Raw genomic sequence first — 25,079 nt, 5'->3', positions numbered from 1 at the left:
GCCTGCGGGCCCTAAGTATCAAAGAGGATGAGAGCAGATGCAGTATTTCGAGCAGGAGATTGAGGGGATTGACGGCAGCCGGGCCAAGTTCGTCGGCTACAGCCTGGACAACAGCGAGGAGGTAGTGCCGGACCGGGTCCGCCCATCGGTCCTGGTCATCCCCGGGGGCGGCTATGAGATGACCTCGGACAGGGAGGCCGAACCCATCGCCGTACAGTTCCTGGCGGCTGGCTACAATGCCTTCGTTCTGCGCTATTCCTGCTGGCCCTCCGTGTACCCGACAGCCTTGGTCGAAGCGGCTGAAGCCATGAAGCGCATCCGTGAGCACGCCGACCAGTGGCACGTGGACCCCAAGGCCATCAGCATCATGGGCTTCTCAGCCGGTGGCCACCTGGCGGCCAACCTGGCCACTACCGCCGGAGACCAGGACCTCCGGGCCCACGGCTATGACCCCGACGCCGTCCGCCCCGACGGCCTTATGCTGGGCTATCCGGTCATCACCTCCGGCCCCCTCGCCCACCGAGGGAGCATCGACCACCTCCTTGGCGACAAGAAGGAGGACCCTGAGGCCCTGGAGGCGGTTTCTATCGAAAAGCACATAGACAGCAAGACCCCGCCCGTATTCGTCTGGCACACCATGGAGGATGGCCTGGTCCCTCCGGAGAACACCCTCATGCTGGTAGAAGCGTGCAAGCAGGCTGGCGTCAGCGTGGAAGCCCACCTCTTCCCCCACGGAGGCCACGGTCTGGGCCTGGGGACCGAAGAGACCGCCTGGCAGGGAACCAATGGAATCGAACCCTGCGTACAGATCTGGCCACGTCTCGCGGCCGCCTGGATCAAGCGGACTTTCAGGGGGCAGGGGGAGCCAGCCGTCTGACTATCGTAGTTCAGAACTCCTTGATGCCAGCCATAACAGGACCCGGATACTCAGGTTCACCGTTGACAAGTCAGGCCAGCGCGACCAGAGCCACCCCGTAGGGAGGCAGGTCCAATGGGCCAGACACTCGGCCACCGCCCAAGAGTTCCTCACCGCCCCTCAGGAGGGGAAGGTCGATGGTGACTGGCGAGTGGGCCGAGTTGATCACAATGGCATACCGTGTCCCGTCATCCGATTGGCGAATGGAAAGACTGACGTCCTTGGGAGTATCGACCGCGGGGAGCCCCAGGCTGTCAATGATGGGATCCATGAAGGCATCCATGCCAGCCTCGTCCAAAGGAGTGCCAACGAAGTAGGCCCTCCCCTTGCCGAAATCGTTCACCGTCAGGGCGGGGTTGCCGGCGTAGAAGTCACCACCCCCGTAGGTGGCAAGGGGCTTGGCTCCCTCGCAATGAATCAGGCTGGCCACGATCTGACCAGCAGGCTGGCCGTCAGCAGCTGCCAGGCCCTCCACCGGTATGGTTTCGTCAGGCGCCAGGGCATCGATCTCCTCGACCCAGACCCCGGTCAGCCCCCTCAGGGCACCCGGATACCCGCCTGGAACCACCAGGTCGCGTTCATCGTGGATACCGGCCATGTAGCCGGTGACGAAGGTGCCGCCATCGGACGCATAGGACTCCAGGTGGTCTGCCACACCGGGCAAAAGGGAGATCAGGGCCGGGGCCAGGATCAGGTCATACCTCTTCAGAGTCTCGACCGGGGCTGTGCTGGGAATGAAGTCCACGGCCAGGTTGCGGCGGTAGAGGGGCCGGTAGAAGCGATGGACCTCCTGGGGGTAGGAGAAGCCTGCTGTGGGGCCCACACAACCTTCCAGGGACCAGTAGCTCTGCCAGTCGAACATGATGGCCACCCTGGCCACCACTCGGCTACCCATGAGACAGGCCCCCACCCGATCCAGCTCGGCCCCCAGGGCAGCGGTCTCCTTGAAGACCCGGGATTCCTCACTGCCGCTGTGGTCTATGACAGCCCCGTGGAAGCGCTCGCAGCCACCCCGGGACTGTTTCATCTGGAAGAACTGAACCGTGTCGGCCCCATGGGCCACGGCCTGCCAACTGAGTTCGCGGACCTCGCCGGGCCGCTTGACCTTGCAGAAGGGGAACCAGTTCTGCTGGTTGGGCGTCTGCTCCATCAGCATGAAGGGTCGGCCTCCGCCCACCCCCCGCATGAGGTCGTGGGACATTGCAGTGAAGCTGGATGGGGTGTCCATGCCCGGATAGTTGTCCCAGCTGACCAAGTCCATCTGCTGGCCCCACTCGAAGTAGTCCAGGTCCTTGAAAGTCCCCATCAGGTTGGTGGTAATCGGCGTGGAACCGTCATGACGGCGGATAGCGTCGCGCTCATTGGTGAAGCAGGCCAGCTGTGCCTGCTCCTGGAAGCGGCGGTAATCCATCTGCAACCCGGAGATCACACACTTGTTCTCACCGATCCCGTCGCCGTAGGTCACTGGTGGAACCACGTCATCCCAGTCGTAGATGGTGTGGCTCCAGAAGTTGGCGCACCAGGCCTGGTTGAGGGCCTGGACCGTGCCGTACTTCTCCTTCAGCCAGACACGGAAGGCCCGGGCACAGCCCTCGCAGTAGCACAGGCCGCCGCCACCGCCGTACTCGTTGCCCACATGCCAGGCCACCAGGCCCGGGGTGTCGGCGTAGTGTTCGGCCAGGTGGTCTGCCAGAGCCCCGGATGCCTGTCGGAAGTATTCACTGGTGGGGCAGAAGTTGTGTCGCCCACCGAAAACGCGATGCCTGCCCTCCTGGTCGGTCCGAATCACCTCTGGGTGGGTCCTGACCATCCAGGCAGGCAGGGCCGCCGTCCCCGTAGCCATGACGATGTTGAACCGGTGCTTGACCAGGAGGGCCACAATCTTATCGAGCATGGAGAAGTCATATCTGTCTTCCGAAGGTTGCAGAAGGGCCCAGGAGAAGACGTTGATGGTGGCCTCGTTGATGTGGGCGTCCTCGAGTTTTTCGATGTCCTGTTCCCAGGTGTCCTCGGGCCACTGTTCCGGATTCCAATCGCCCCCGAACAGGAAGCTGCTGAATGTGGGTTTCATGATCAATCTCCTTCAGGTCGTCCGACGGGCACCAAATGGCTCCATAGCGGGCGACTTCTCTTGTTGTTTTTGCGAATGTACGGATTGCTCAGACCCGGTAGGCCACCGGATCGAAGGCGACTTGTCCGGATCCGTGGGCGTAGACCCCCAGAAGGATTCCGGTGAAGCCGCCGGCGTTGGTGAAGCTGAGGACCTTGCCCGGGGCATGACCCAGATCATGATCCCCGTCCCGGCCCGAAGCACGGAAGGCGTAACCCATCTCGTCCCCCCCTGATCTCAAGGCCTATGGGTGCCCCGGCAGGCAGGTCCGCGGACCCCACCAGGCTGACCAGGCCGGCGTTGTGTACCTGGACCTGGACATGTACCAGACCGTTATGCGCAGGTTGCACCGACAGATCCATGTAATGGCCGGCATTGGCGTAGACGGCCAATCCGGCCTGGCCACAAGTCAACTGGGCCGGGTCTGGGAGGGTGGCCTCGAAGGTGCAGCGGAAGTCGGTCTGTCGGGTTCCGATCATGGGAGCCCCGTCGTCCAGGCCGAAGTCATGGCCGGCGGCCTCCACCAGTATGCGGGCTGCCGTTGGGTCACCCGAACCGGTCACGCTGAAACGACCGGCCCTGTCCAGGGAGGGGGTGATCCAGTCAATCTGATCCTCAAGGGCCTCCCCCTCGCCCAGAAGGGGGACATCGTAGGACTGGTCGGCCAGGGTGGGCCATCCATCCTTCCAAGCGAACCAGACCGCATATGACTCCCTGCCCATCCAGCCCTGGGCGGGATACTCATGGTTGTTCCGGGTTCCGTGGAAGACCATCAGGGTGCGGTCCTCATCGAATCCGGCGCAGTCGCAGTGGCCGATGGCCTGAAGGGTCAGGTGGGTGCTCCGGTTGGTGATCAGGGGGTTGCCCGGACACATCTCGTAGGGGCCTGTGGGCGAGGCGGAACGGGCCATGTTCTCCATGTGACCAGCCTCGGTGCCTCCCTCCGCCCACATCAGATAGTAGAGGCCATCCCGCTTGTACATGTGGGGCCCCTCAGGATTTGCCCCGGTGGTCCCTCCGCAGATTCTCTCCCTTTTAGACAGGACGGTTCCCGTGCCCACATCCAGACGGGACAGATAGATACCGGGGACCTCCCTATTACCTTCCTGGTCAACCTGGTCGCTTTCATTGCCGCAGATGTAGACGGTTCCATCGTCATCGAAGAGAAGGGTGGGGTCGATACCGGGCCACCCCTTGATCCACAGAGGATCGGACCATCCCTGGTGGGGGTCCGGCGCGGTCATGATCATGGTCCCCTTGTTGACGTTGGTGACGATCAGGTAGAACAGGCCATCATGCCAGCGCAGGGTGGGAGCATAGATGCCCCCGCTGTTGCCCATGCCCTCGCAGGGGAACTGGGAGGGGCGGTCCATGGCGTTCCCTACCAGGGCCCAATGCTTCCCGTCGCCACTCTCGTATATGGGAAGGCCCGGGAAATACTCGAAAGAGCTGTTGGCCAGGAAGTAGCGGCCCGAGGGGGCACGGCAGATGGTCGGATCCGGGTGGAATCCTGAGGCGATCCGGCGGGCGGGTTTGCAGTTGAACAGGGTCATCGCGGCACCTCCCTACTGGCGGTCCGCCCTGGCCTGGGCGAATAAGGAGGCCATGTCGGGGTCGAAGAAGCGGCCAGTGGTCCGGTCCAGGAAACACATCTCCTTGGTGGAGGTATCCCAGAGGACCGGGCAGGATCCGTTCTCGCGGCAGCAGTTTAGAACGGTCGATATCCACTTGAGGTTACTGGCGTGGTCCTTCCCGTCCACGGCCTCGGTCAGCAGACCGTACTCTCCGATGATCACGGGGATGCCGGTATCGACAAAGCGACGGCGCTGGGTGGCAAAATCGGCCTCCATTGCCTTGACGTCCGCCTCACTGCCCCACTCCTGCCTTGGTTTGCACCAAGTGGTGTCGTGTGTTGCCAGGGCGAAGTCGGCCGGGGAGTAATAGTGGATGGATACGATCAGCCGGTCCGCTACGCTGTCTTTAGGCAGGTGGTAACGAGAGTCACAGGTCATGGCCGTGTCAGTGTTGTAACCGGGAATCAGCAGGAAGCGGTCGGCGTTGTGCGATCCGCTGCCCCTGACCGTGTCAACGAAAATCTGGTTGAGCCTTTCCAAGAGTGCATAGGCCTGGTCCCGGTCCATGCCATCGAAGCCAATCTCGTTGCCACCCTCCAGAATGAGGTCCTGCCCGTAATCCTTGAAGGTGTCGGCGATCTCACGCCAGAGTCCGGAGAACCGACTGCAGACTCCATCCGGGTCCTTGTCCGCCTTGCGGATCCAAGGGAGATCACCCTCACCACCATCGTGATGGACATTGACTATCACCTTGAGCCCGGCATCCAAGCTCCAGTCGACGGCCCGGCGGACCGCGTTCATCCAGATGGAGTCCACGTGGCCCTCCCCGTCAATCCACTCCACCCAGGTCACCGGGATGCGGATGGTGTCGAACCCGGCCTGCTTGACCAGGCGGGCGCACTCAGGGGTGAAGGGCTGGTTGAACCAGAGCTTCTCCTGATCCTCCGGGGTCCAGGTCCGACCCTCTTTCACGGCCTTCTCATGCTCTCCTTGGAGGGGAAAAGCATCGAAGGTGTTGCCCAGGTTCCAACCCAGGCCCAACTGTCTGACGAATTCAAGGGCGGTCGTCATGAACCATCCACTTCTTTCTGCCGATAAGGCTGTATCGATAAGGGATGCACCGCCCTGACGGCAGGGTCTCCAATCGGAGGGGAAACCTACGAGCACATGCATCCATTAGCGTTTTCATTTATGCAATCCAAGTCCTCCTCTGACCTACTGGCCCGGGGAGGACCGCACCGGGCACAGGGGCCGGATGCCGAAAGCGACACCCGGTCTCGCATGTAGCACGTAGCACTAGGATCTGGCTCACACGTGGAGAGGATCGGTGCCGGGCCTGACCAGGACCGGCAGGGTGTGGTAGTCGTAGGTCTCCTGGTACCAGCGTCCAGGCTCATAGGTCTTCCCGGTCAGCATGTTGGCCCAGGGTCGGCCCGTGCCCTCATCTGGCACATAGAAGCGGGCGTTCCCGTCCTCGTTGAAGATTGGGGCCACCAGGATGTCGTCACCCAACATGTACTGGGTGTCGATGTCCTCGCAGGTCGGATCACTGGGGAATTCCAGGACCATGGCCCTCATCATGGGCAGGCCCGTCTCATGGGTCTCATGCGACATCTTGATCAGATAGGGCACAAGACGCTGCTTGAGCTTGGCGAACTCACGGGTGACTTCGACGGCCTCATCCCCGTATAGCCAGGGAACCTTATATGCGGTGGACCCATGGTACCGGGAGTGCGAGGAAAGGAGGCCGAACTGGGTCCAGCGCTTGTAGATGTCGGGGGTGGGCTGATCCTCGAAGCCGGCGATGTCGTGGCTCCAGTAACCGAATCCGCTCATGCCGAAGGAGAGGCCGGCCCTCAGGCTTTCGGCCATGGAGGGGTAGTTGGAGGTGCAGTCCCCACCCCAGTGGACCGGATAGCACTGGCCACCCACCGTCGCGGAGCGGGCGAAGAGGATGGCCTGGTCGGCCCCCTTCACCTCGACCAAGAGGTCATAGACGGCCTTGTTGTATAGGAGGGTGTAATAGTTGTGCATCTTGACCGGGTCGGACCCGTCGTAATAGACCACGCCCTCGGTGGGGATGCGCTCGCCGAAGTCGGTCTTGAAGCAGTCCACACCCTGATCCAGCAGGTGCCTGAGCTTGCTCTGGTACCAGGCCGTTGCTTCGGGGTTGGTGAAGTCGACGATGGCCATGCCCGCCTGCCACTTGTCCCACTGCCAGACCTGGCCGTCGGTGCGCTTGATGAAGTACCCCTTCTCGGCCCCTTCCTTGAAGAGCTTGGACTTCTGGGCGATGTAGGGATTGATCCAGGCACAGACCTTGAGACCCTTCTGGTGGAGGCGGGCCAGCATCCCTTCGGGGTCCGGGAAGGCGGAGTGCTTCCACTCGAAGTTGCACCATTCCAGGTCGTCCATCCAACGGCAATCGAAATGGAAGACCGATAGAGGGATGTCCCGCTCCGCCATACCGTCGACGAACTCGTTGACGGTTTTCTCGTCATAGTCGGTGGTGAAGGAGGTCGACAGCCACAAACCAAAGCTCCAGTCGGGGACCAGAGGGGGCTTGCCGGTCAGATCGGTGTAGGTGTTCAGCACCCCTTTGAGGTCCTGGCCGCCGATCACCGAGTATGTCAGCTCCTGGCCGGGGACGGAGAACTGGACCTTGGAGACCTCATCGGAACCGATCTCGAACTCCACCTTGTCAGTGGAATCCACGAAGATTCCGTATCCCCGATTGCTCATATAGAAGGGGACGTTCTTGTAGGCCTGGGCCGTGCCTGTACCGCCATCCTGATTCCAGATGGTGACCGTCTGCCCATTCTTGACGAAGTTGGTGAAACGCTCGCCCAGACCGTAGATCTTCTCCCCCACGCCCAGATTGAGAGACTCGACCACGTGTGGCCTGCCATCGTCATCGGTCACCAGGGCCTTGCCCCTCCACACCGACTTGGTCAGCGGACGGCCCTCATACACGTACTCGAAGTCGATGGCGTCACCCTTGGCGATCTTCAGGGCCAGGCTGCCACTGGTGAAGGTCCATCCCTTCTCACTCTCCTCGATCTTCACCGGGGGATCGGTCCGGTTAAGTGCGAACCGGGGGTCATGGCTGTGGTCCTGCCTGTAGTTGATGATCCGGGTGGTGATGATGTCGGGACGGGGGGACGTCACCTCGATGGTGAGCAACCCTCCGTCCAGGGTCATGCCGGGATTCCTGATCACCTGGAAGGGGGCGTAGAGGGTCAGCCTCTTCTCTTCGACGTCCGCGCTGTAGATGTTGGCCGCATATTTGACGTCGAAACCGTCTCGCACCAGCCACTCTCCGTTGAGAAACTTCATGTTTTCCTATCTTTCCTTGTTGTTGTCGGCCACTATGTCCTAGATCCGGTGAGAGAAATCCTGCAGGACGCGGATCTCACTCCACGTCGATCCGGATGCCCAAGGGCAGGCCTGCGACCGTGGTCGCGACGGGGTCCTTGAGGCCTTGAACCGCCAGTCCCTGGTCCGTCAGCTGGTAGTTGACTGGTCCTGCACCCAACTGGCTAACCTGGCGGACAATCCCCTGAAAGACCGACCCCTCCTTGCCGCGTGGGGCGAAGGCCTTAATCAGGGCCCGTCCGTCTGCGGCGGGCTTGAGCTGGTATGCGTAGATAGCTCCTGATGCTGAGGTGAACCGGAAATCCTCGGAGGTGAAGACGGCCTCGGTCTGGTCCGCGAAGGACCCCTCTGCCGGGTGGGTGGGGCCCTCCTGAGCGATCCACCAGGGGCGGGATCCATAGATTCCTTCCCCGTTCACATCCATCCAACGACCGATGGATTCCAACATCTCCTCCTCCTCGGGGTCGATGGACCCGTCGGCGCAAGGACCAATGTTGAGCATGAGATTGCCGTTCTTGCTGACCGCGTCGAGGAGGGCGGCCAGAATTTCAGCCACCGACTTGTGATCCAAGGTGGTCGTGTGGCACCAGGAGTTGCGGGCGATGGCAGTGTCCGTCTGCCAGACGAAGGGGGTGGGGTTGGCAAAGCCGCCGCGCTCCACGTCTACGATGCCCGAACCCCAGGCCATGCCGTCCATCTTGTAACAGATGGCGGTCGGGGCCCCCCACTCCACGGATCGGTCGTAGTAGTAAGCGGCCAGGCGCTGCAAATAGGGCTTGAACGCCTCATGCTGGACCCACCAGTCGAAATAGAGGAGTTCGGGCCTATAGGCGTCGATCACCTCGCATACCCGCAGGAGCCAATCGTCCAGGTATTCCTTGGTGGGATAGGGCTTGCTGAAGAGGTCCTGGTTGTCAGGCTCGGGCATGGCAGGCCAGTAGAAGTCGCCCCTCTTCATAGGCTGATGCACGTCGCTGTCGAACTCCTGCCCGTGGCCCATGAACCACCAGTGCTCAGCCCGGTGGTCGGACAGGGCGAAGTGAAGGCCCTGATCCAGAGTGGCCCGCCGCAGCTCACCTATCAGGTCACGATGGGGCCCCTTGTCGAAGGCGTTCCATTCCGACAGATCGCTGCGGTACATCTGGAATCCATCGTGGTGCTCGGCCACGGGCATGTAGTAGCGAGCGCCAGCCCGGCGGAAGAGGTCCAGCCACTGGTCGGGGTCGAAACGCTCCGCCTTGAACATCGGGATGAAGTCCTTGTAACCGAACTCCTTCTGAGGTCCGTAGGTCTTCACATGGTGGTCGAACTCCGGGTACCCCTTGATATACATGTTGCGCGAGTACCACTCGTTATTGTAGGCGGGCACGCTGTACAGGCCCCAGTGGGTGAAGATGCCGAACTTGGCATCGGCGAACCAGGTGGGAGGCTCCATGGCGCACAGCGAGGCCCAATCGGCCTTGAAGGCGCCACGGCTGATCTCGTCATCCACCCGCGAAAGATTGTCGGCCCCGACTACGTCTTCACGCAGGGGACGGGGCTCCTGTTCACTTTTCGTCATCGAATGTGGTCCTTTCCCAGTCAAAGCCGACGGCTTGGAGCCAGGTCCTAGCCACCAGCATATGCCCCTCGATCCCGGGGTGGCAACGGTCCATGCTGAGTATGTAGCTGCTCTGTTTCTCGAGGAAGTGGTCCATGGCAGCCTGGACATCCACGTAGGTGGCCCCATGCCGGTCCGCCACCTTCCTGGCCACCTCGGCATAACGGTCGACCATGGCCCTCATCGGATCATCCCTGTTGGGCTCCATCATGAAGGGACTCATGATAATCAGGCCCTTGACACGAGGCTCGGTCCTGCCCATCAGATCCTCGTAGGTCTGTTCGAATTCATCCAAAGAGACCAAGTCCGCCTGGCGGAAGGGACCGTCGAAGTGACGCCAGACATCATTGATTCCTATCATAACGGAGACGTAGTCGGGCTTCATATCGAGCACATCCCTGTCCCACCGGGCTGCCATCAACTTGATATCGTCTCCGCTGACTCCCTCGTTCATGATCATGAGTTCCCGATCAGGATAGACTGCGGTAAGAAGGGCGTGGACCAGGTTGACATAGCCGTCGCCGAAGGAGCCCCAGCCGGCTGGAACGGCCTTGTAATCACGGTTGACATCAGTGACCGAGTCTCCGCAGAAGACAATCCTTGAATTCTTTTCAAATGGAAGCATGCAGCTCTCGCACCTCGTTTTCCTTCTCTGTCTTTTTCTGTCATTCGCAGCACGGCCCCTGATCGGGACCGATGCTGCTTCATCACCGGTGACTGTAGAACCATCCACTGTGCCACCGGCATGGCAAGGGGAGCGCGGCAGAGGGTGGCTGACCACCCGCCCGACTAACGCTCCCCACCGGTACATGCCTGACAGCGGGCAGGGTCACCAGAGCTCCCCTGCCTCACCGTCCGGCGCGGAATCAGTTGCTTTCCGACTTCTCGCGATTGGCGAACTGCTTCTTGATGTTGACTCGGGCCGTGTTCTGGTCCTTGGCATTCTTCATGTCCACATCCAGTACCTGCTTGAAGCCCAGTCCGTCGACCTTGGAACGCATCTCGTCCATTAGGCTGTTGAACTCGTTGTCATCCTTGGCGAAGACTGCCTTCCAGGAGGTGTTGACGATCTCGGTCTTCACCTGACCACGCAGGGTAGAGATCTGGGAGGACTCATCGGGCTGGATGAAGCTGGAGCCGGGGGCAATCATGAGCTTGTTCGCCTTCTCCAGATACTGCATGGAGGTCTTGGCCCCGTCCATGTGCTCGGACCAATCCTTGTCCAGGGCCGAGTTGCTGAACTGGTCGATGGTGGACTTCCACATGCTGGAGTCGTAGGGCTCCTTGGTATCAGGATCGATGTCAGTGGCCAGCTCAGTGGTGAAGTTCAGGGCAGATACACCGTCGGCGTAAGAGCCGCCGCCGAACTGGGCGGGGACCTTGGAGGACTTGTCGCTCTGAAGCTTCTTGCCGAAGTCGGTCAGCTCGGGCTTGCCGTCCTTGATGTCGAAGTTCATACCCTTGACATTGCCGGCCATGGCATAGACGCCCTCTTTGGAATAGAGCCAGTCGATGAAGTTCACCAGGCGTTGCTTGTTCTTGGCCTTGGACCCGACGGCGATAATGGCGGCGCCGCCATTGGGGGTGGCTCCGTAGGAGAAGATCTTCATGTCACCCATGGGGGCCAGCATATAGCCCTTGCCTTGGGCCTTATTTTCCGTGGTGTTGTAAGCGGCAGGACCAAGATAGCTCCAGAAGGAGAAGAGGATCTTACCCTGCTTGTACTTGTTCGACATGGTGTCGTAGTTCTGGGTGGAGGACTCGGGGTCGACCAAGCCCATCTGGTTGGCCTTGTTGAAGAACTGGAGGGCCTTCTCGTACATCCCGCCCTTCTGTGTGACCGACTGGTAGTCAGAACCATCGGCCTTGGCCAGAACGAAGCCCATCTCGTCGTAACCGAAGTAGGTTGTGGGCTGCTTGGCGTTGTTCATCATGTTGCCGTCCCAGTCCTTGAAGAGGGAGAAGGCATAGACATTCTTGTCGCCGGTATCTGCCCGGGCCTTGTCCTGCATCTGCTTGAGAACCTGCAGGAAGTCATCCAGGTTGTTGAACTTGGGGTAGCCAATCTCACGGTAGTAGTCCCAGCGGATGTAAGGGCCGAAAACAGGCTCGTTACCTTCGGAGGGGTCGGTCGGGCTCTTGGTGGAGACGCTCTGCGGCACCCCCCAGACCCCGCTGCTCTGCCCAGCCAGTTTGTTGAGGGCATCGGTGGCGGACTTGTACTTCTTAATGTTCTTGGCATTCTTCAGGTACGGTGTCATGTCATCGATCAGGTGGGCCTTGATCAACTTGGTCAGTCTGCCGTTGCCAGCTCCGGTGATGACCAGATCGCCCAGGTTCCCGGCTGCCGAACGGGTATCGAAGAGAGTGCTGCCACCGCCGGCCACATTGGGCGAGATCATGTTCAACTTGAGGTTGAACTTGTCCTTGATCAACTTGGCGAACCAGCCCTTCTGGATGCCCTGGTAGTTGGCCAGGTCGTCATAGACGTCCACCTTCATCAAGGAGCCGTCATCCTTCTCGTTGGCCGAGTTGTCTCCTCCGCCGCCACAGCCGGCCAAGGCCAGCGAGGCTGACAGCACCGCTGCCATCACCACTGCGAGTTTGCTCTTCTTCATGGTTTCCTTGTTACCTTTCTCTGCAATAGTCTGATTTTCAGACTCCCTTGGTCGGCTCGTGCCGGTCGCTCGACACAGGCCCAGCAAGGTGGTCAAGTCTTCATGTGAGGCCCGAACCCCCCGGGGCTCCCGACGGGGGCCGGACGCTCATACTATGCTTCACTTCTTGTCTTCGAACTGCTTCTTGATGTTTACCCGGGCCGTGTTCTGGTCCTTGGCGTCCTTCATGTCCACATCGAGAACCTGCTTGTAGCCCATCCCGTCAACCTTGGAGCGCATCTCATCTAGGAGGGCATTGAACTCGTTGTCATCCTTGGCGAAAGAGGCCTTCCAGGAGGCGTTGACGATCTCGGTCTTCACCTGGCCGCGGAGGGTCTTGATCTGGGAGGACTCGTCCGGGGTCACGTAGCTGGAACCCGGGGCCACCATGATCTTGTCGTTCTTCCTCAGATATTCCATGGTGGTCTTGGCCCCGCCCATGTGGGCGGACCAGTCAGTGCTCAGCGGGTCCGTATTTTTGGCCAGTTGCGAGGGCCACATGCTGGCGTTGTAGGGGTAGCCCGTGGAGGGATCCTTGTCCTGGACGATCACAGTCGGGTAGTTCAAGGCCGAAACCCCGTCCTTATAAGTGCCGCCACCCCAATCCGCCGGCACGTTGGCACCGTTGCCGAAGAGGACCTTCTCGCCGAAATCGGTCAGAACCGGCTTGCCGTCCTTGACCGTCCAGTTCAGGTTCTTAGGACCAGCGGATCCGCCGGTTTGGGCACCGGAGGCGTAGACCCCCTCAGGCGAGTAAAGCCAGTCGATGAAGTTCACCAGGCGTTGCTTGTTCTTGGCCTTGGAACCCAGAGCGATGAAGGTGCTGCCCCCATCAGGCGTGGCGCCATAGGAGAAGATCTTCATGTCCTCCAGCGGGGCGATCATGAAGCCTTTGCCCTGGGCCTTGTTGTCCGTGGTGTTGTAGGCGGCCTGCCCCAGCCATGGCCAGAAGGAGAAGAGAATCTTGCCCTGCTGGTACTTGGCGTACATGGTGTCGTAGTTCTGGGTGGTCGACTCGGGGTCGACCAGGCCAGCCTGTGATGCCTTGTTGAAGAACTGGAGGGCCTTCTCGTACATCCCGCCCTTCTGTGTGACCGACTGGTAGTCAGAGCCATCGGCCTTGGCCAGAACGAAGCCCATCTCGTCGTAACCGTAGTAGCAGGTGGGCTGCTTGGCGTTGTTCATCATGTTGCCGTCCCAGTCCTTGAAGAGGGACATGGCGTAGATGCTCTTGTCGCCGGTATCTGCCCGGGCCTTGTCCTGCATCTGCTTGAGGACATTGACCAGGTCATCCATGTCGGCGATCCTGGGATAGCCTACCTCCTTGTAGATGTCCCACCGCACGTAGGGGCCGAAGGTGGGCTCCAGCCCCTCGGAGGGCTCCGTGGGCGGCAGAGAAGTGACCGACCCGGGCACCCCCCAGACCCCGCTTGTCTGCCCGGCCACCTTGTTGAGGGCGTCGGTGGCGGACTTGTACTTCTTGATGTTCTTCGCATTCTTCATGTACGGCGTCATGTCCTCGATCAGGTGGGACTTGACCAGCTTGGCCGCCTGGCCGGAGCCGGAGCCGGTGATAATGATGTCACCCAGGTTCCCGGCTGCTGAACGGGTGTCGAAGAGGGTGCTACCCCCGCCCGCCACATTGGGGGCCACGATGTTCAACTTGAGGTTGAACTTGTCCTTGACCATCTTGGCGAACCAGCCCTTCTGGATGCCCTGGTAGTTGGCCAGACCATCGAAGACATCCACCTGCATGAGCGACCCGTCGTCCTTCTCGTTGGCGGAATTGTCTCCGCCGCCACAGCCCGCCAGGGCCATGGACACGGTTATGACAGCGGCAGCCACCGCCGTCAGCTTCTTGGCTTGCATTGTTTCCCCTTTCCAGACACCGTCCGGCTCCTGGGCCCGTCCTGTCACCTTCGGCAAGTCGGCGGGCTGCAGGTCATCAGGAGGGTTCTGACTTCCGCTTACATCCCTATGTCTCTTACGATTGTCTCAACGGCCTGCGTGGTCCTCCTCAGTCCATGCTCCCGGCCCCCAGGCCCCTGCCCACCGCCAACGACTCCGTGAGCGGTGATGGTCAACCCCGTGGTTGATCTCCTTCGGACCGGCGGGGCCACTGCCGGCCTTGCATCTCTCATCGATTTGTCCTCCTTGATGAATCGACATGAACGCTTCCTGGCCGCCGCGTGGGATCAGGCCCGCACGGCGGCTAGGCTGCACCTCCTCTCGATCAGCCCTTGACGGCGCCGAGCATCATGCCCTTGACGAAGTAGCGCTGGAAGAGCGGGTAGATAAAGAGGATGGGCAGCACCACGATCACGGCAACAGTCATGCGAATTGATGTCGGGGTCTGCTGGGTGGCCAGGGCCGCCATATTCAGGGCGCCGCCCGCGCTGGCCTTGACTGCACTGGCCAAGGAGCTTGCCTGGTTGATGTACTGATAGAGCAGATACTGCAGAGAGTAGAGCTTTGAATCAGTCATGTAGATCAAGGTGTCCTGGAAGGAGTTCCACTGCCCCACGGCCGAGAAGATGGCCACCGTAGCCAAGATTGGCGTGCACATGGGCAGGACGATCTTGAAGAAGACCGTCAGTGTGCCGGCGCCGTCCACCTCGGCCGCCTCCTGGAGAGACTTGGGGATGGACTCGATGTAGGTCTTCACCAGAATAATATTGAAGGGCTGCACGATGGCCGGCAGGATGTACACCCAGAAGTTGTTGGTCAGACCCAGGTTCTTCATCGTGATGAACATAGGGATCAGACCAGCATTGAAGTACATGGTCACGATGATGAAGCGGTACCAGAGCTTGCGATGCCACATTCCCTCCTGGGTGAAGAGGAAGCCCAGGAAGGCGCTGGCCAGTACGGTCAGGGCAGCGCCGATCACGGTACGCCCCAGGGAGACCATGGCTGCTGTGCCCAGGCCCTCCAGCTTGAAGACCTCCACATAGTTGCTCCAGTGGATTCCCTTGGGCAGAATGGTGATCTTGCCGGCGGCACTCAGGGTGTTGTCGGAGATGCTGTTGATGATCAGATAGTAGAAAGGATATGTACAGATAAAGGCGAAGAGGATGAAGAAGACGATGTTGAAGACATTGAACACCTTCTCGCCCTTGGTCCGCTGCAGGAGGGGAGAGACGCCCTTCGATTCGATTGCCATGCTGTCGCTCATGATTGTTTTCCCCTCACGCTCAGATGATTGACTCGCCACGGGTCCGCTTGGAGGCCCAATTGACCAGGAACAAAAGGACCACACTGACCAGGGATTTCAGCATGGATATGGCCGTCGCAAGAGAGAGGCTGTTCTGGCCCATGCCCACGTTGTAGACGTAGAGGTCAAGCACCTGGATGTGCTTGAGGTTGAAGGCGTTCTGGAAGACAAAGTACTGATCCATCCCGTTGTTCAGGAAGTTGGAGACGCTCAGCATCAGCATGACCAGGTATGTGGGCATGAGCTGCGGAATCGTAACGTGTATGATCTGCTGGAATCGGTTGGCCCCATCCACCTGGGCGGCCTCGTAGAGTTCGGGGTCGATGCCGGATATGCCGGCCAGGTAGAGGATGGACCCCCAGCCCAGACCCTTCCACAGGCTCCACAGGAGCATCTTGATGTAGGTCCCGCTATCGGAATCCAGGAAGTGAATAGGCTGTGAGATCAGGTGGATGTTCTGCAGGAGCTGGTTGACCATGCCAGTGGAGGAGAACATGGCGAATGCCACGGCGTAGACCAGGACCCAGCTGATGAAGTTGGGCAGGGTAGTCAGGGTCTGGATGACGTTCTTGAAGTGCTTGCTGCGAATCTCATTGAGGCCGATGGCAAAGAACAGCGGGAAGAATGAGGTCAGAATGCCCAGGCCGCTCATCACGAAAGTGTTGATCAGGACCTGGCCGACCGTATGCAGCTGGGCCGGATTCTGGATCATCATCTTGAACCACTGGAAGCCGACGAATTGGCTCTCCGAAAGGGGAATGGGTGGCTGATAGTCATAGAAGGCATATACCCATCCGAGCAGTGGATAGTAACTGAAGAGGATGACCAGTATCAGAAAGGGGACGGTCAAGAGGAAGAGGTTGATGCTGTGTCTCTTCTTGCCGCTTATGCCCCCTTGGCGTTTAGTCTTACCCCGCCGGGTGGCGTTCAACGGAATGTCGCCAGTTGACATCCTGCCCTCCTGTCTTTCCTATAAGCCCGCTCCATTGCGTTGCCAGCCATGCGCCGAATGCTTCCACTACTTTTCGGCGCCGTGTTTACCGTAGTAGGCTTATTTATATGTTTGTAAATAGATTAGTACACCGATTTAACTTAGCTGTCAAGCCGCGGTATGCTACAAGGCATGTCACCACGTAAGACAGGACCGCTCCCACCCATGGGTCCAGGCAAGATCGGTCACCTTTCTGACAGACCCGTCCGACAGCTGTTCCTGTAGCCGACGGAGTAGAAGACAGAACAACAGGATGGCCGCGCCCAGTCTCCTGCCCGCGTGCCGCCGCCCCCGCCGGGTGCACTGACAGGTAGAGTCAAAGAGGAAAGGCGGATTATGCACTTCAACCTCGAAAGCCCCTTCTGGCAGTTCGTGAACACCCTGCTCAGATTCACAGCTCTGAACCTGCTCTTCGTCGTCACCTGCATACCCCTGATCACGATAGGGCCCGCCCGCAGCGCCCTCTACGGCACGGTCTTCGCCTATGACGACCACGACGACATCCCCCTCTGCCGACAGTACCTGCACCGCTTCATCCGGGAGTTCAAGCAGTCCATAATCGCCTTCATCATCCACGTGGCACTGGGTGCCATCGTCATTTACTCGCTGGCCTTCTGGCTGAGCATGAAGGGGGCAATGACCTACCTCGCCCTCATTGTCCTGATCATCGGAACCGTTCTGCTCGTCCTCTCATACGAGTTCTTTTACCCCCTGCAATCCCGCTACACCAATACGGTCTGGGGTTTCTTCAAACTCTCCGTCGGGGTTCCCATGGGGATCCCCCTCTACGCCATCTGTCTCCTGGCCATCGACGTGGCCTTCGCCTTCCTCGTCTACTATGTGCCCTTCCTGCGGGTCATGGCCATAATCTTCGGCTTCTCCTGGCTGACATACGCCAAGTCACTGATCTATCTACGGGCCTTCGACCGTTTCGAGCGGGGTGCCAAGGGAGACACCACGACCACCTATAAGAACGGTTCTCTGTGATCAAGGCGGTGCCGTCACCTTTCGCGTGGTTGACCGGGCATAAGTCGCTCGCATGAACCGCAGTTGTATCCAGGCTGCCAAGAGTGGCATATAGGGTACAGAAAAAGGCGGTGTCCGCCGGCCCCAAACCTGGCGGACACCGCCCCATCGCTTACCGATAGGACCCCGGCTCTACTGGCGGATCATGGACCGCCAGGCAGGCCGGAATCGTGGAATCACTTGGTCCTGTTCTCATACTCCTTCACAATGTCCTGGCGTGCCTTAGTTTGAGCCTTGGCGTTGGCCATGTCGATCTTCTCGATCTTCTCGTAGCCCAACCCCTTCACGTTGTTGCGCATGGTCTTCAGGATGGTGTCGAACTCGTTGTCATCCTTGGCATAAACCGCCTTCCAGGACTCGGAGACGATCTCGGACTTGACCTGGCCGCGAACTGCGGTGATCTGGGAGTCCTCCTCGGGCGGGATGTACCCTGAGCCGGGGGCGACCACGATCTGCTTGTGCTTCTCCAGATACTCCAGGGCCGTCTTGGCACCGTCCATATGAGCGGACCAGTCATCCCTCAGAGCGTTGGGCTTGGCCAGTTCGGTCTTCCACAGGGCCGGATTGTAGGTCTCCTTGGTGGACGGGTCGATGTCGTTCTGGTTCAGCCCCTGGAAGTGCATCATGGAGATGCCCTTGTTGTAGTCACCGCCGCCGAACTCTGCGGGGACCTTCAGTCCGTCGGCCTCATTCATGGCCTTAAGGCCGAAATCGGTCATCTTGTTGCCTTCAGAGCTCCTGGTCCAGCAGAGCTTTTCCGGGCAGACGGGGCCACCGGCGTTCTGGGCCGTGGCATAGACACCCTCAGGCGAGTAAAGCCAGTTGAGGAAGTCAACCAGGCGCTGCTTATTCTTGGCCTTGGCACCGATTGCCAGGATGGGATCCACCCCATCGGGGGCGAAGCCGTCTGAATAAATGTCCATGTCCTGCAGGGGCGCCAGCATGAACCCGATTCCCTTGGCCTTGTTGGCAGCAGAGTTGATGCGGGGTTGGCCCAGCCAGCACCAGATGTCGACCAGCATCTTGCCCTGGCTGGTCTTGGCGGTGATGTTGTCCCAGGTCTGAGTGGAAGAATCCGGATCAATCAGGCCCATCCTCTGGGCCTTGTTGAGGAAGCGCAGGAGCTTCTCGTAGACGCCGCCCTCCTGGATGGGGGTCTGGTCATCGGAGCCGTCAGCCTTGGTCAGGACCGAGTTCATCGTGTTGTACCCATACCAGGAGGCCATATCCATGGGGAACTTCATCATCTCCCCATCCCAGTCCTTGAAGAGGCTGAGAGCGTAGATGTCCTTCTGGCCGGTGTCGGCCCGGGCCTTGTCCTGCATGAGCTTCATAACGTTGAGGAAGTCATCCAGGTTCTTAATCTCCGGGTAACCGACCTCACGATAGTAGTCCCAACGGATGTGGGGAGCCGTGCCGGGCTCATCTCCAGCGTTCGACTTGAGCGGGGACTGGGAGGACACGTTTCCGGGGATACCCCAGACGCCATCCTTACCCGCCACCTTGGTCACCCTGTCCAGGGCGCCCTTGTACTTCTTCAAATACTTCTCGTTCTTGATGTAGGGGGTCAGATCAGTAATCAGATCGGCCTTAACCAGCTTCTGCAGGCGGCCATTGCCGGTGTGGGTCAGAATCAAGTCGCCCAGGTTCCCGGCTGCCGAACGGGTCTCGAAGAGAGTCTCGCTGTTGCCGGTGACACCCGGTGCGATGACCTTGAGCTTGATGTTGAACTTGTCCTTGATCAGCTTGGCGAACCAGCCCTTCTGCATACCCTGGGCCGTGGCGTCCTGGGAGAACATCTCAACGGTCATTTCAGAGTGGTCGTCCGGGCCATCGCTTGAATTAGCACCGCCACCACAGCCCGCCAAGGACATGGCACCGGTGATGGCGACGGCGATCGCCGCCATTGCCTTCTTCTTGAGGTTCATGGATTATCTTCCTTCTTTGTCATCCGCCACCCAACCCGTGGCGTCTCTTACCACCGTCCAACCTCCCCGGTCCGGCCAAGAAAATCTGTATCGGATTTTCTTGGCCGGACCGGGGAGGTCATCGCGGCCGTACGGGGGCCTGTACAGCCCCCGTCAGAACCCGGGCCGTCTTTCAGCGGACCGGATCACTTGCCGTGCTGTTCCTCCCATTCCTTGACGATCTTCTGACGGGCCTTGGTCTGGGCCTTGGCGTTGGCCATGTCGATCTTCTCGACCTGCTCGTATCCAAGCCCCTTCAGGTTGTCTCTCATGGTCTTCAGGATGGTGTCAAACTCGTTGTCATCCTTGGCATAGACCGCCTTCCAGGACTGGGAGACGATCTCGGACTTGACCTGGCCACGCAGGGCCTTGATGGAGGAGTCCTCGGTCGGAGCCACGAAGCCTGCCCCGACGGCAACCATGGCCTCGTCGTGCTTCTGCAGCCACTCAAGAGCGGTCTTAGCACCGTCCATATGGGCGGACCAGTCATCCCTGAGGGCGTCAGGCTTGGCCAGCTCAGATTTCCACAGCTGGGGGTTATAGGTCTCCTTGGTGGTCGGGTCGATGTCGTTCTTGTGGATGCCGGTGAAGTGCATCATCGACACTCCCTTGCCGTACTGACCGCCGCCGAACTTGGCAGGCACCGGTTGAGTATTGTTCGGATCTTCCTCATCAGTCCCGAACATGACCCTGATACCCAGGTCGGTCATCTTGTTGCCGTCCTTGGTCCGCTCCCAGCACATCTTCTCCGGGCAGGCCTGTCCCATGGCACCGGTGGCCGTGGCATAGACACCCTCGGGCGAGTAGAGCCAGTCGATGAAGTCGACCAGGCGCTGCTTGTTCTTGGCCTTGGCACCCACGGCGATGACCGGGTCATGACCGTCGGGCATAAACCCGTCCGCGTAGACCTTCAGGCCGGGTACTGGGGCCAGCATGAATCCAACCCCCTTGGCCTTGTTGCCCACGGTATTGACGGCTGGCTGGCCCAGCCAGCTCCAAATGTCTGCCAGGACCTTGCCCTGGTGGACCTTCTGGGAAATGTTGTCCCAGGTCTGGGTGGAGGAATCCGGATCCACCAGGCCCATCCTGGAGGCCTTGTTGAGGAAACGCAGCATCTGCTCGTAGATGCCACCCTCCTTGGTAACAGGCTGGTCGTCCTTCCCGTCGGCCCGGGTAAGGACTGTGTTCATGGGATTGTACCCGTACCAGGAGGCCATATCCATCGGGTACTTCATCATCTCCTGGTCCCAGTCCTTGAAGAGGCTGAGGGCATAGATGTCCTTTTTCCCGGTGTCTTCACGGGCCTTGTCCTGCATGAGCTTGAGAACGTCGAGGAAGTCATCCAGATTGTTAATCTTGGGGTAGCCCACCTCGCGGTAGTAATCCCAGCGGATGTGGGGGGCTGTGCCAGGCTCGTCACCAGCGGAAGGCTTGGAGGGCGACTGCGTGGCCACATCGGACGGGGCCCCCCAGACACCATCCTTACCCGCCACCTTGGTCACCCTGTCCAGGGCACCCTGGAACTTCTTTAGATTCTTCTCATTCTTCATGTAAGGGGTCATGTCGGCAATCAGGTTGGAATCGACCAGCTTCTGCAGACGACCGTTGTCCGTGTTGGTCAGAATCAGGTCACCCAGGTTGCCAGTGGCCGCCCTGGTCTGGAAGATGGTCTCCGCGTTACCCGTCTGAGCAGGCGCAACCACCTTCATCTTCATATTGAACTTGTCCTTGAGTATCTTGGCGAACCAGCCCTTCTGCTCTCCCTGGGCGGTGGCGGACATGGAGAACATCTCCACATTCATCAGGCCTTTGTCGTCAGCAGCCTCGCTGCTGCTCTCACCGCCGCAGCCTGCAAGGGCCATGGCCGAGGACAGGATCAAGGCCATCGCCATTGATGCCTTCTTCTTGAGGGACATTGTTCCTCCTTTTTCTTCTATCTTTGATTCTTATTGTTTGGTTCTTCCGGAGCGGTCCGACCCCTTGGGGCCAGACCGGAAGCCGACGCCCCCAGTCGGCTCTCCCGTTCTTTTTTTCCTTCTCGATTGGCCGGAACCACCCGTCCTACTAATCTCACCTCCCACAGGCAGATCCGATCGAATTCCCCCTCCCGACCGGATGCCGCTTTACGGAGAGGAGGAGGAAGATTCACCCCTTGACAGCGCCGAGCATCATGCCCTTGACGAAGTAGCGCTGGAAGAAGGGATAGACGAAGAGGATGGGCAGCACCACGATCACGGCAACAGTCATGCGAATCGAGGTCGGGGTCTGCTGGGTGGCCATAGCAGCCGCATTCAGAGCGCTGCCCGTGCCGCTAGCCTTGACCGAGGAGGCCAGGGCAGCCGCCTGGTTGATGTAGAGGTAGAGCACGTACTGCAGGGAGTAGAGCTTGGAATCCGACATGTAAAGCAGGGTGTCCTGGAAAGAGTTCCACTGCCCTACGGCCGAGAAGATAGCCACTGTGGCCAGGATCGGCGTGCACATAGGCAGTATTATCTTTCTGAAAACAGTCATTGTGCCAGCGCCGTCCACCTCGGCCGCCTCCTGAAGGGAGGAGGGGATGGACTCGATGTAGGTCTTCACCAGGATGATGTTGAAAGGCTGCACGATGGCCGGAAGGATGTACACCCAGAAGTTGTTGGTCAGACCCAGGTTCTTCATTGTGATGAACATAGGGATCAGACCAGCATTGAAGTACATGGTGATGATGACGAACCGATACCAGAAGGACCGGTGCCACATCTTCTTCTGAGTGAACATGAAGCCCAGGAAGGCGCTGGCCATGACAGTCAGGGCCGTGCCGATCACGGTACGTCCCAGGGAGACCATGGCAGCATCCCCCAGACCCTCCAGCTTGAAGACGGCCTTGTAATTCTCCAGGTGGAAACCTTGGGGGAACCAGTTGACATCACCAGCCGCACTCGCATCATTGTCGGAGATGCTGTTGATGATCAGGTAGTAGAAGGGATATGTACAGATGAAGGCGAAGAGGACGAAGAAAGCGATGTTAAAAACATTGTAGACCTTCTCCCCTTTTGATCTGCGAATCAGGTGGGACCCGTCCAAGGTCCCGGCAGATGTGTCGATGGCGTCACTCATATTTCAGCTCTCCTTTTCCGCTCGGGACCTCAGATGATCGACTCGCCGCGCACACGTTTGGACAGTGCGTTGACACTCAGTAAGAGGACCACGCTGACTAGGGATTTCAGCATGGATATGGCCGTGGCGAGAGAGAGGCTGTTCTGGCCCATGCCCACGTTGTAGACGTAGAGGTCAAGCACCTGGATGTGCTTGAGGTTGAAGGCGTTCTGGAAGACGAAGTACTGATCCATCCCGTTGTTCAGGAAGTTGGAGACTGACAGGAGCAGGAGCACGAAGTAGGTGGGCATCAACTGCGGAATCGTCACATGGATGATCTGCTGGAATCGGTTGGCCCCATCCACCTCAGCGGCCTCATAAAGCTCCGGATCAATGCCAGCGATGCCCGCCAGGTACATGATCGACCCCCAGCCCAGTCCCTTCCACAAGCCCCAGGCCATCATCTTCAGCCAGGTGTGCGAGTCGGAATCGAGGAACTTGATGGGGTCTGTGATCAGATGGAGGTCCATCAGGGTCTCGTTGACCATTCCGGAGGAGGAGAACATGGCGAATGCCACGGCGTAGACCAGGACCCAGCTGATGAAGTTGGGCAGGGTGGTCAATGTCTGGACGACGTTCTTGAACCAACGGGATCTAATCTCGTTGAGAGCGATGGCGAAGAAGAGGGGGAACATGCTGGTCAGAATGCCCAGGCCGCTAATGCCGAAAGTGTTGATGAGCACTTGCCAGACCGCGCGGAGCTGAGCGGGGTTCTGAATCATCATCTCGAACCACTGGAGGCCCACGAATTTGCTCTTCGACAGAGGGATAGGGGGCTGGTAGTCGAAGAAGGCGTAAACCCACCCGAACAGAGGGAGATAACTAAAGAGAACTACGAAAATGAGAAGGGGAACGATGAGGAGCCAAAGATTGAAACCGTGGCGCTTGGAGGATTCTACCTTCCCTGGAAACCGTCTTTTCCTTTTCGGCGCGGACGCTCGCGCACTATGGGACAGCGTCGCTTCGGACGCGGGAGACCCGACGGCCCGGTCCAAAACGACGTTCGCATCTTGATGATTAACCTGCACCCTTCCTCCTTCGGTCAGCCACTTCGCTTCTTCGAATGCGGTACATGGTCAAATGGAATACAGCCATGTATTTTCGCTTTGGTTTTACCAAAGCCCTGTAAATAGGATATTAAATTAACAATTCCTCTTATGTCAATTAGACTAGCAGGGGAATCCCAATAATCGCAAATAGGAAACGCCTCTTGCTATCCCTATCAGGGAGTCCGTCAGGTACGGCATCCGCAGATAGGCCTCGGGAGCCCATGACAGGCCACCGCCTTCCACCTGCACGTCAGGCGGACCTAACGACTGGCTGGACTGGAGTCATTGATGACGGCTTTGACCATGGACACCAGCCGTTACCCTTCGAATTAAGTCACCATAGGAACAATTTACCTCCCTCGCACAGGCCCAGTGCCAGAGGCCGGTGGTTGTGTCTTCCTCGCAAGGGTCTGGTGAATGCCAACCTGCCATGAACCAGACTTGTTACAGTTTGAAACTGTTCGTGTTTCAACATAACAGGACGGTCTTTGACAAATGGGATTCATACACTGGCTCATCAACCTACTCAAAGATCCGCGCAGCGCTATCGCGGGGTGGATTGCCATGGGACTGGTGCCCACATATGCATTCATCTTCCTGATCATCTTCATCGAGACGGGCGTGGTCTTCATGCCCTTTCTGCCCGGTGACTCCCTCCTATTCGCGGCCGGCGTCTTCGCACACGACCCCACCAGCGGGATGGCATTGGACATCCTCCTGCCGGTCGTCTGCCTGGCTCCGATACTCGGCGACCAGAGCAACTACTTCATAGGGCACTTTTTCGGACGGGCCATCATCAGGTCAGGCAGGGTGAAGGCCTTGACCCCGGAGCGGCTGGCCAAAACAGAGGGAATGATAGACAAGTGGGGCCCCTTGGCTGTTTTCCTAGGCCGCTTCTTCCCCTTCATCAGGACCTTCATGCCTTTCATCTCGGGGATCTCGGGGATGAAGTGGAGCCGGTTCACACCCTTCAGTGTTCTGGGGGGCCTGGTCTGGTCCACCCTCTTCACCCTCCTGGGTTACTTCTTCGGCGGTATCCCGGCCGTCCAAGAGCATTTCGAACTGGTCATCATCCTTATTCTGCTCATATCCGTCATGCCGACCGTTATCGGACTGATCAAGGCCAGAGCAGGCAGGGGCAAAAGGGCCGAATCCGCTCAGGTAGCCGCTGACCAGGACGAGAACCTCAGCGACTGAATATGACAACCCATCCGGCATCCGCAAAAACCGAACCATGGGTCGTAACACGGAGTCATGGCACAGACCGTCCAAATTGCGTTTGTGCCCACCCTGCGATACAGTACAGTCTGTTGTTCGGCTACGGTCGGGCAACGAATGGGGCTGTAGCTCAGTTGGTAGAGCGCTTCGTTCGCATCGAAGAGGTCGGGGTTTCGACTACCCTCAGCTCCACTTTTCAGCAGTAATTCCGCGCATGCATGCTTGGCCCGTCAGCTGGCTCATCGGC

Annotated in this window: 18 protein-coding genes and 1 tRNA gene; 4 read left to right on the top strand and 15 right to left on the bottom strand. The window is 59.2% G+C overall.

Translation table 11 applies throughout. From position 1 onward, the window contains the following. Positions 1-37: 37 nt before the first annotated feature. Positions 38-877, top strand: coding sequence for an alpha/beta hydrolase (locus tag H3V09_RS07190; RefSeq protein ID WP_046322285.1), 840 nt, complete (start codon positions 38-40; stop codon positions 875-877). Positions 878-947: 70 nt separating this feature from the next. Here H3V09_RS07190 and H3V09_RS07185 read toward each other — a convergent pair whose 3' ends face one another. From H3V09_RS07185 to H3V09_RS07140, 11 genes are all read right to left on the bottom strand, one after another. Then, entirely contained in the window at positions 948-2,987 is a 2,040-nt protein-coding gene (locus tag H3V09_RS07185; RefSeq protein ID WP_198191591.1) for a beta-galactosidase, read from the bottom strand. A gap of 88 nt (positions 2,988-3,075) precedes the next feature. Beyond that, complete coding sequence (locus H3V09_RS09020) at positions 3,076-3,246, bottom strand: hypothetical protein (protein ID WP_232339518.1); 171 nt, start codon at positions 3,244-3,246, stop codon at positions 3,076-3,078. Then, positions 3,203-4,579, bottom strand: coding sequence for a glycoside hydrolase family 43 protein (locus H3V09_RS07180; RefSeq protein WP_232339519.1), 1,377 nt, complete (start codon positions 4,577-4,579; stop codon positions 3,203-3,205). The genes H3V09_RS09020 and H3V09_RS07180 overlap by 44 nt, the downstream gene beginning before the upstream one ends. Positions 4,580-4,591: 12 nt before the next feature. Beyond that, a complete protein-coding gene (locus H3V09_RS07175; RefSeq protein WP_198191592.1) occupies positions 4,592-5,671 on the bottom strand; it encodes a glycoside hydrolase family 5 protein in 1,080 nt (359 codons plus the stop codon). Between the two features lie 237 nt (positions 5,672-5,908). Continuing rightward, on the bottom strand, positions 5,909-7,936 hold the full coding sequence (yicI, locus tag H3V09_RS07170; RefSeq protein WP_198191593.1) for an alpha-xylosidase: 2,028 nt from the start codon (positions 7,934-7,936) through the stop codon (positions 5,909-5,911). Positions 7,937-8,012: 76 nt separating this feature from the next. Then, positions 8,013-9,536, bottom strand: coding sequence for an alpha-L-fucosidase (locus H3V09_RS07165; protein ID WP_198191594.1), 1,524 nt, complete (start codon positions 9,534-9,536; stop codon positions 8,013-8,015). Further along, positions 9,523-10,200, bottom strand: coding sequence for an SGNH/GDSL hydrolase family protein (locus H3V09_RS07160; protein WP_198191595.1), 678 nt, complete (start codon positions 10,198-10,200; stop codon positions 9,523-9,525). Before H3V09_RS07160 ends, H3V09_RS07165 begins: the two co-directional genes overlap by 14 nt. 241 nt (positions 10,201-10,441) lie before the next feature. Further along, positions 10,442-12,193, bottom strand: coding sequence for an ABC transporter substrate-binding protein (locus H3V09_RS07155; protein WP_046322271.1), 1,752 nt, complete (start codon positions 12,191-12,193; stop codon positions 10,442-10,444). A gap of 159 nt (positions 12,194-12,352) precedes the next feature. Further along, complete coding sequence (locus H3V09_RS07150; RefSeq protein ID WP_198191596.1) at positions 12,353-14,101, bottom strand: ABC transporter substrate-binding protein; 1,749 nt, start codon at positions 14,099-14,101, stop codon at positions 12,353-12,355. A gap of 364 nt (positions 14,102-14,465) precedes the next feature. Further along, complete coding sequence (locus H3V09_RS07145) at positions 14,466-15,407, bottom strand: carbohydrate ABC transporter permease (protein WP_232339520.1); 942 nt, start codon at positions 15,405-15,407, stop codon at positions 14,466-14,468. Positions 15,408-15,426: 19 nt separating this feature from the next. Further along, positions 15,427-16,398, bottom strand: a complete 972-nt coding sequence (locus H3V09_RS07140) for an ABC transporter permease (RefSeq protein ID WP_198191597.1) — start codon at positions 16,396-16,398, stop codon at positions 15,427-15,429. A gap of 375 nt (positions 16,399-16,773) precedes the next feature. Between H3V09_RS07140 and H3V09_RS07135 the strand changes: the two genes are divergently transcribed. Further along, entirely contained in the window at positions 16,774-17,424 is a 651-nt protein-coding gene (locus H3V09_RS07135; RefSeq protein WP_198191598.1) for a YesL family protein, read from the top strand. A gap of 215 nt (positions 17,425-17,639) precedes the next feature. On the opposite strand, the gene H3V09_RS07130 is transcribed toward H3V09_RS07135, so the two are convergent. The 4 genes from H3V09_RS07130 to H3V09_RS07115 all read right to left on the bottom strand — a co-directional run bounded on the left by H3V09_RS07130 (position 17,640) and on the right by H3V09_RS07115 (position 23,311). Continuing rightward, entirely contained in the window at positions 17,640-19,391 is a 1,752-nt protein-coding gene (locus H3V09_RS07130) for an ABC transporter substrate-binding protein (RefSeq protein ID WP_110424749.1), read from the bottom strand. Between the two features lie 185 nt (positions 19,392-19,576). Continuing rightward, complete coding sequence (locus H3V09_RS07125) at positions 19,577-21,346, bottom strand: ABC transporter substrate-binding protein (protein ID WP_198191599.1); 1,770 nt, start codon at positions 21,344-21,346, stop codon at positions 19,577-19,579. Positions 21,347-21,575: 229 nt separating this feature from the next. Further along, the gene (locus tag H3V09_RS07120) at positions 21,576-22,526 is read right to left on the bottom strand and encodes a carbohydrate ABC transporter permease (protein ID WP_144178249.1); all 951 of its coding nucleotides are present in this window, start codon (positions 22,524-22,526) and stop codon (positions 21,576-21,578) included. 29 nt (positions 22,527-22,555) lie between these two features. Then, entirely contained in the window at positions 22,556-23,311 is a 756-nt protein-coding gene (locus H3V09_RS07115; protein ID WP_233439351.1) for an ABC transporter permease subunit, read from the bottom strand. A gap of 798 nt (positions 23,312-24,109) precedes the next feature. Here H3V09_RS07115 and H3V09_RS07110 point away from each other — a divergent pair. Then, complete coding sequence (locus tag H3V09_RS07110) at positions 24,110-24,811, top strand: VTT domain-containing protein (RefSeq protein ID WP_144178250.1); 702 nt, start codon at positions 24,110-24,112, stop codon at positions 24,809-24,811. A gap of 140 nt (positions 24,812-24,951) precedes the next feature. Continuing rightward, positions 24,952-25,024, top strand: a tRNA-Ala gene (locus H3V09_RS07105). The last annotated feature ends 55 nt before the right edge of the window (positions 25,025-25,079 follow it).

It is taken from the genome of Bifidobacterium sp. M0399, from assembly GCF_016100595.1.
GTDB classification, from domain to species: domain Bacteria; phylum Actinomycetota; class Actinomycetes; order Actinomycetales; family Bifidobacteriaceae; genus Bombiscardovia; species Bombiscardovia polysaccharolytica.
The sequence above is the reverse complement of the archived record's forward strand: the minus strand, read 5'-3'. Positions and strand labels throughout refer to the sequence as shown.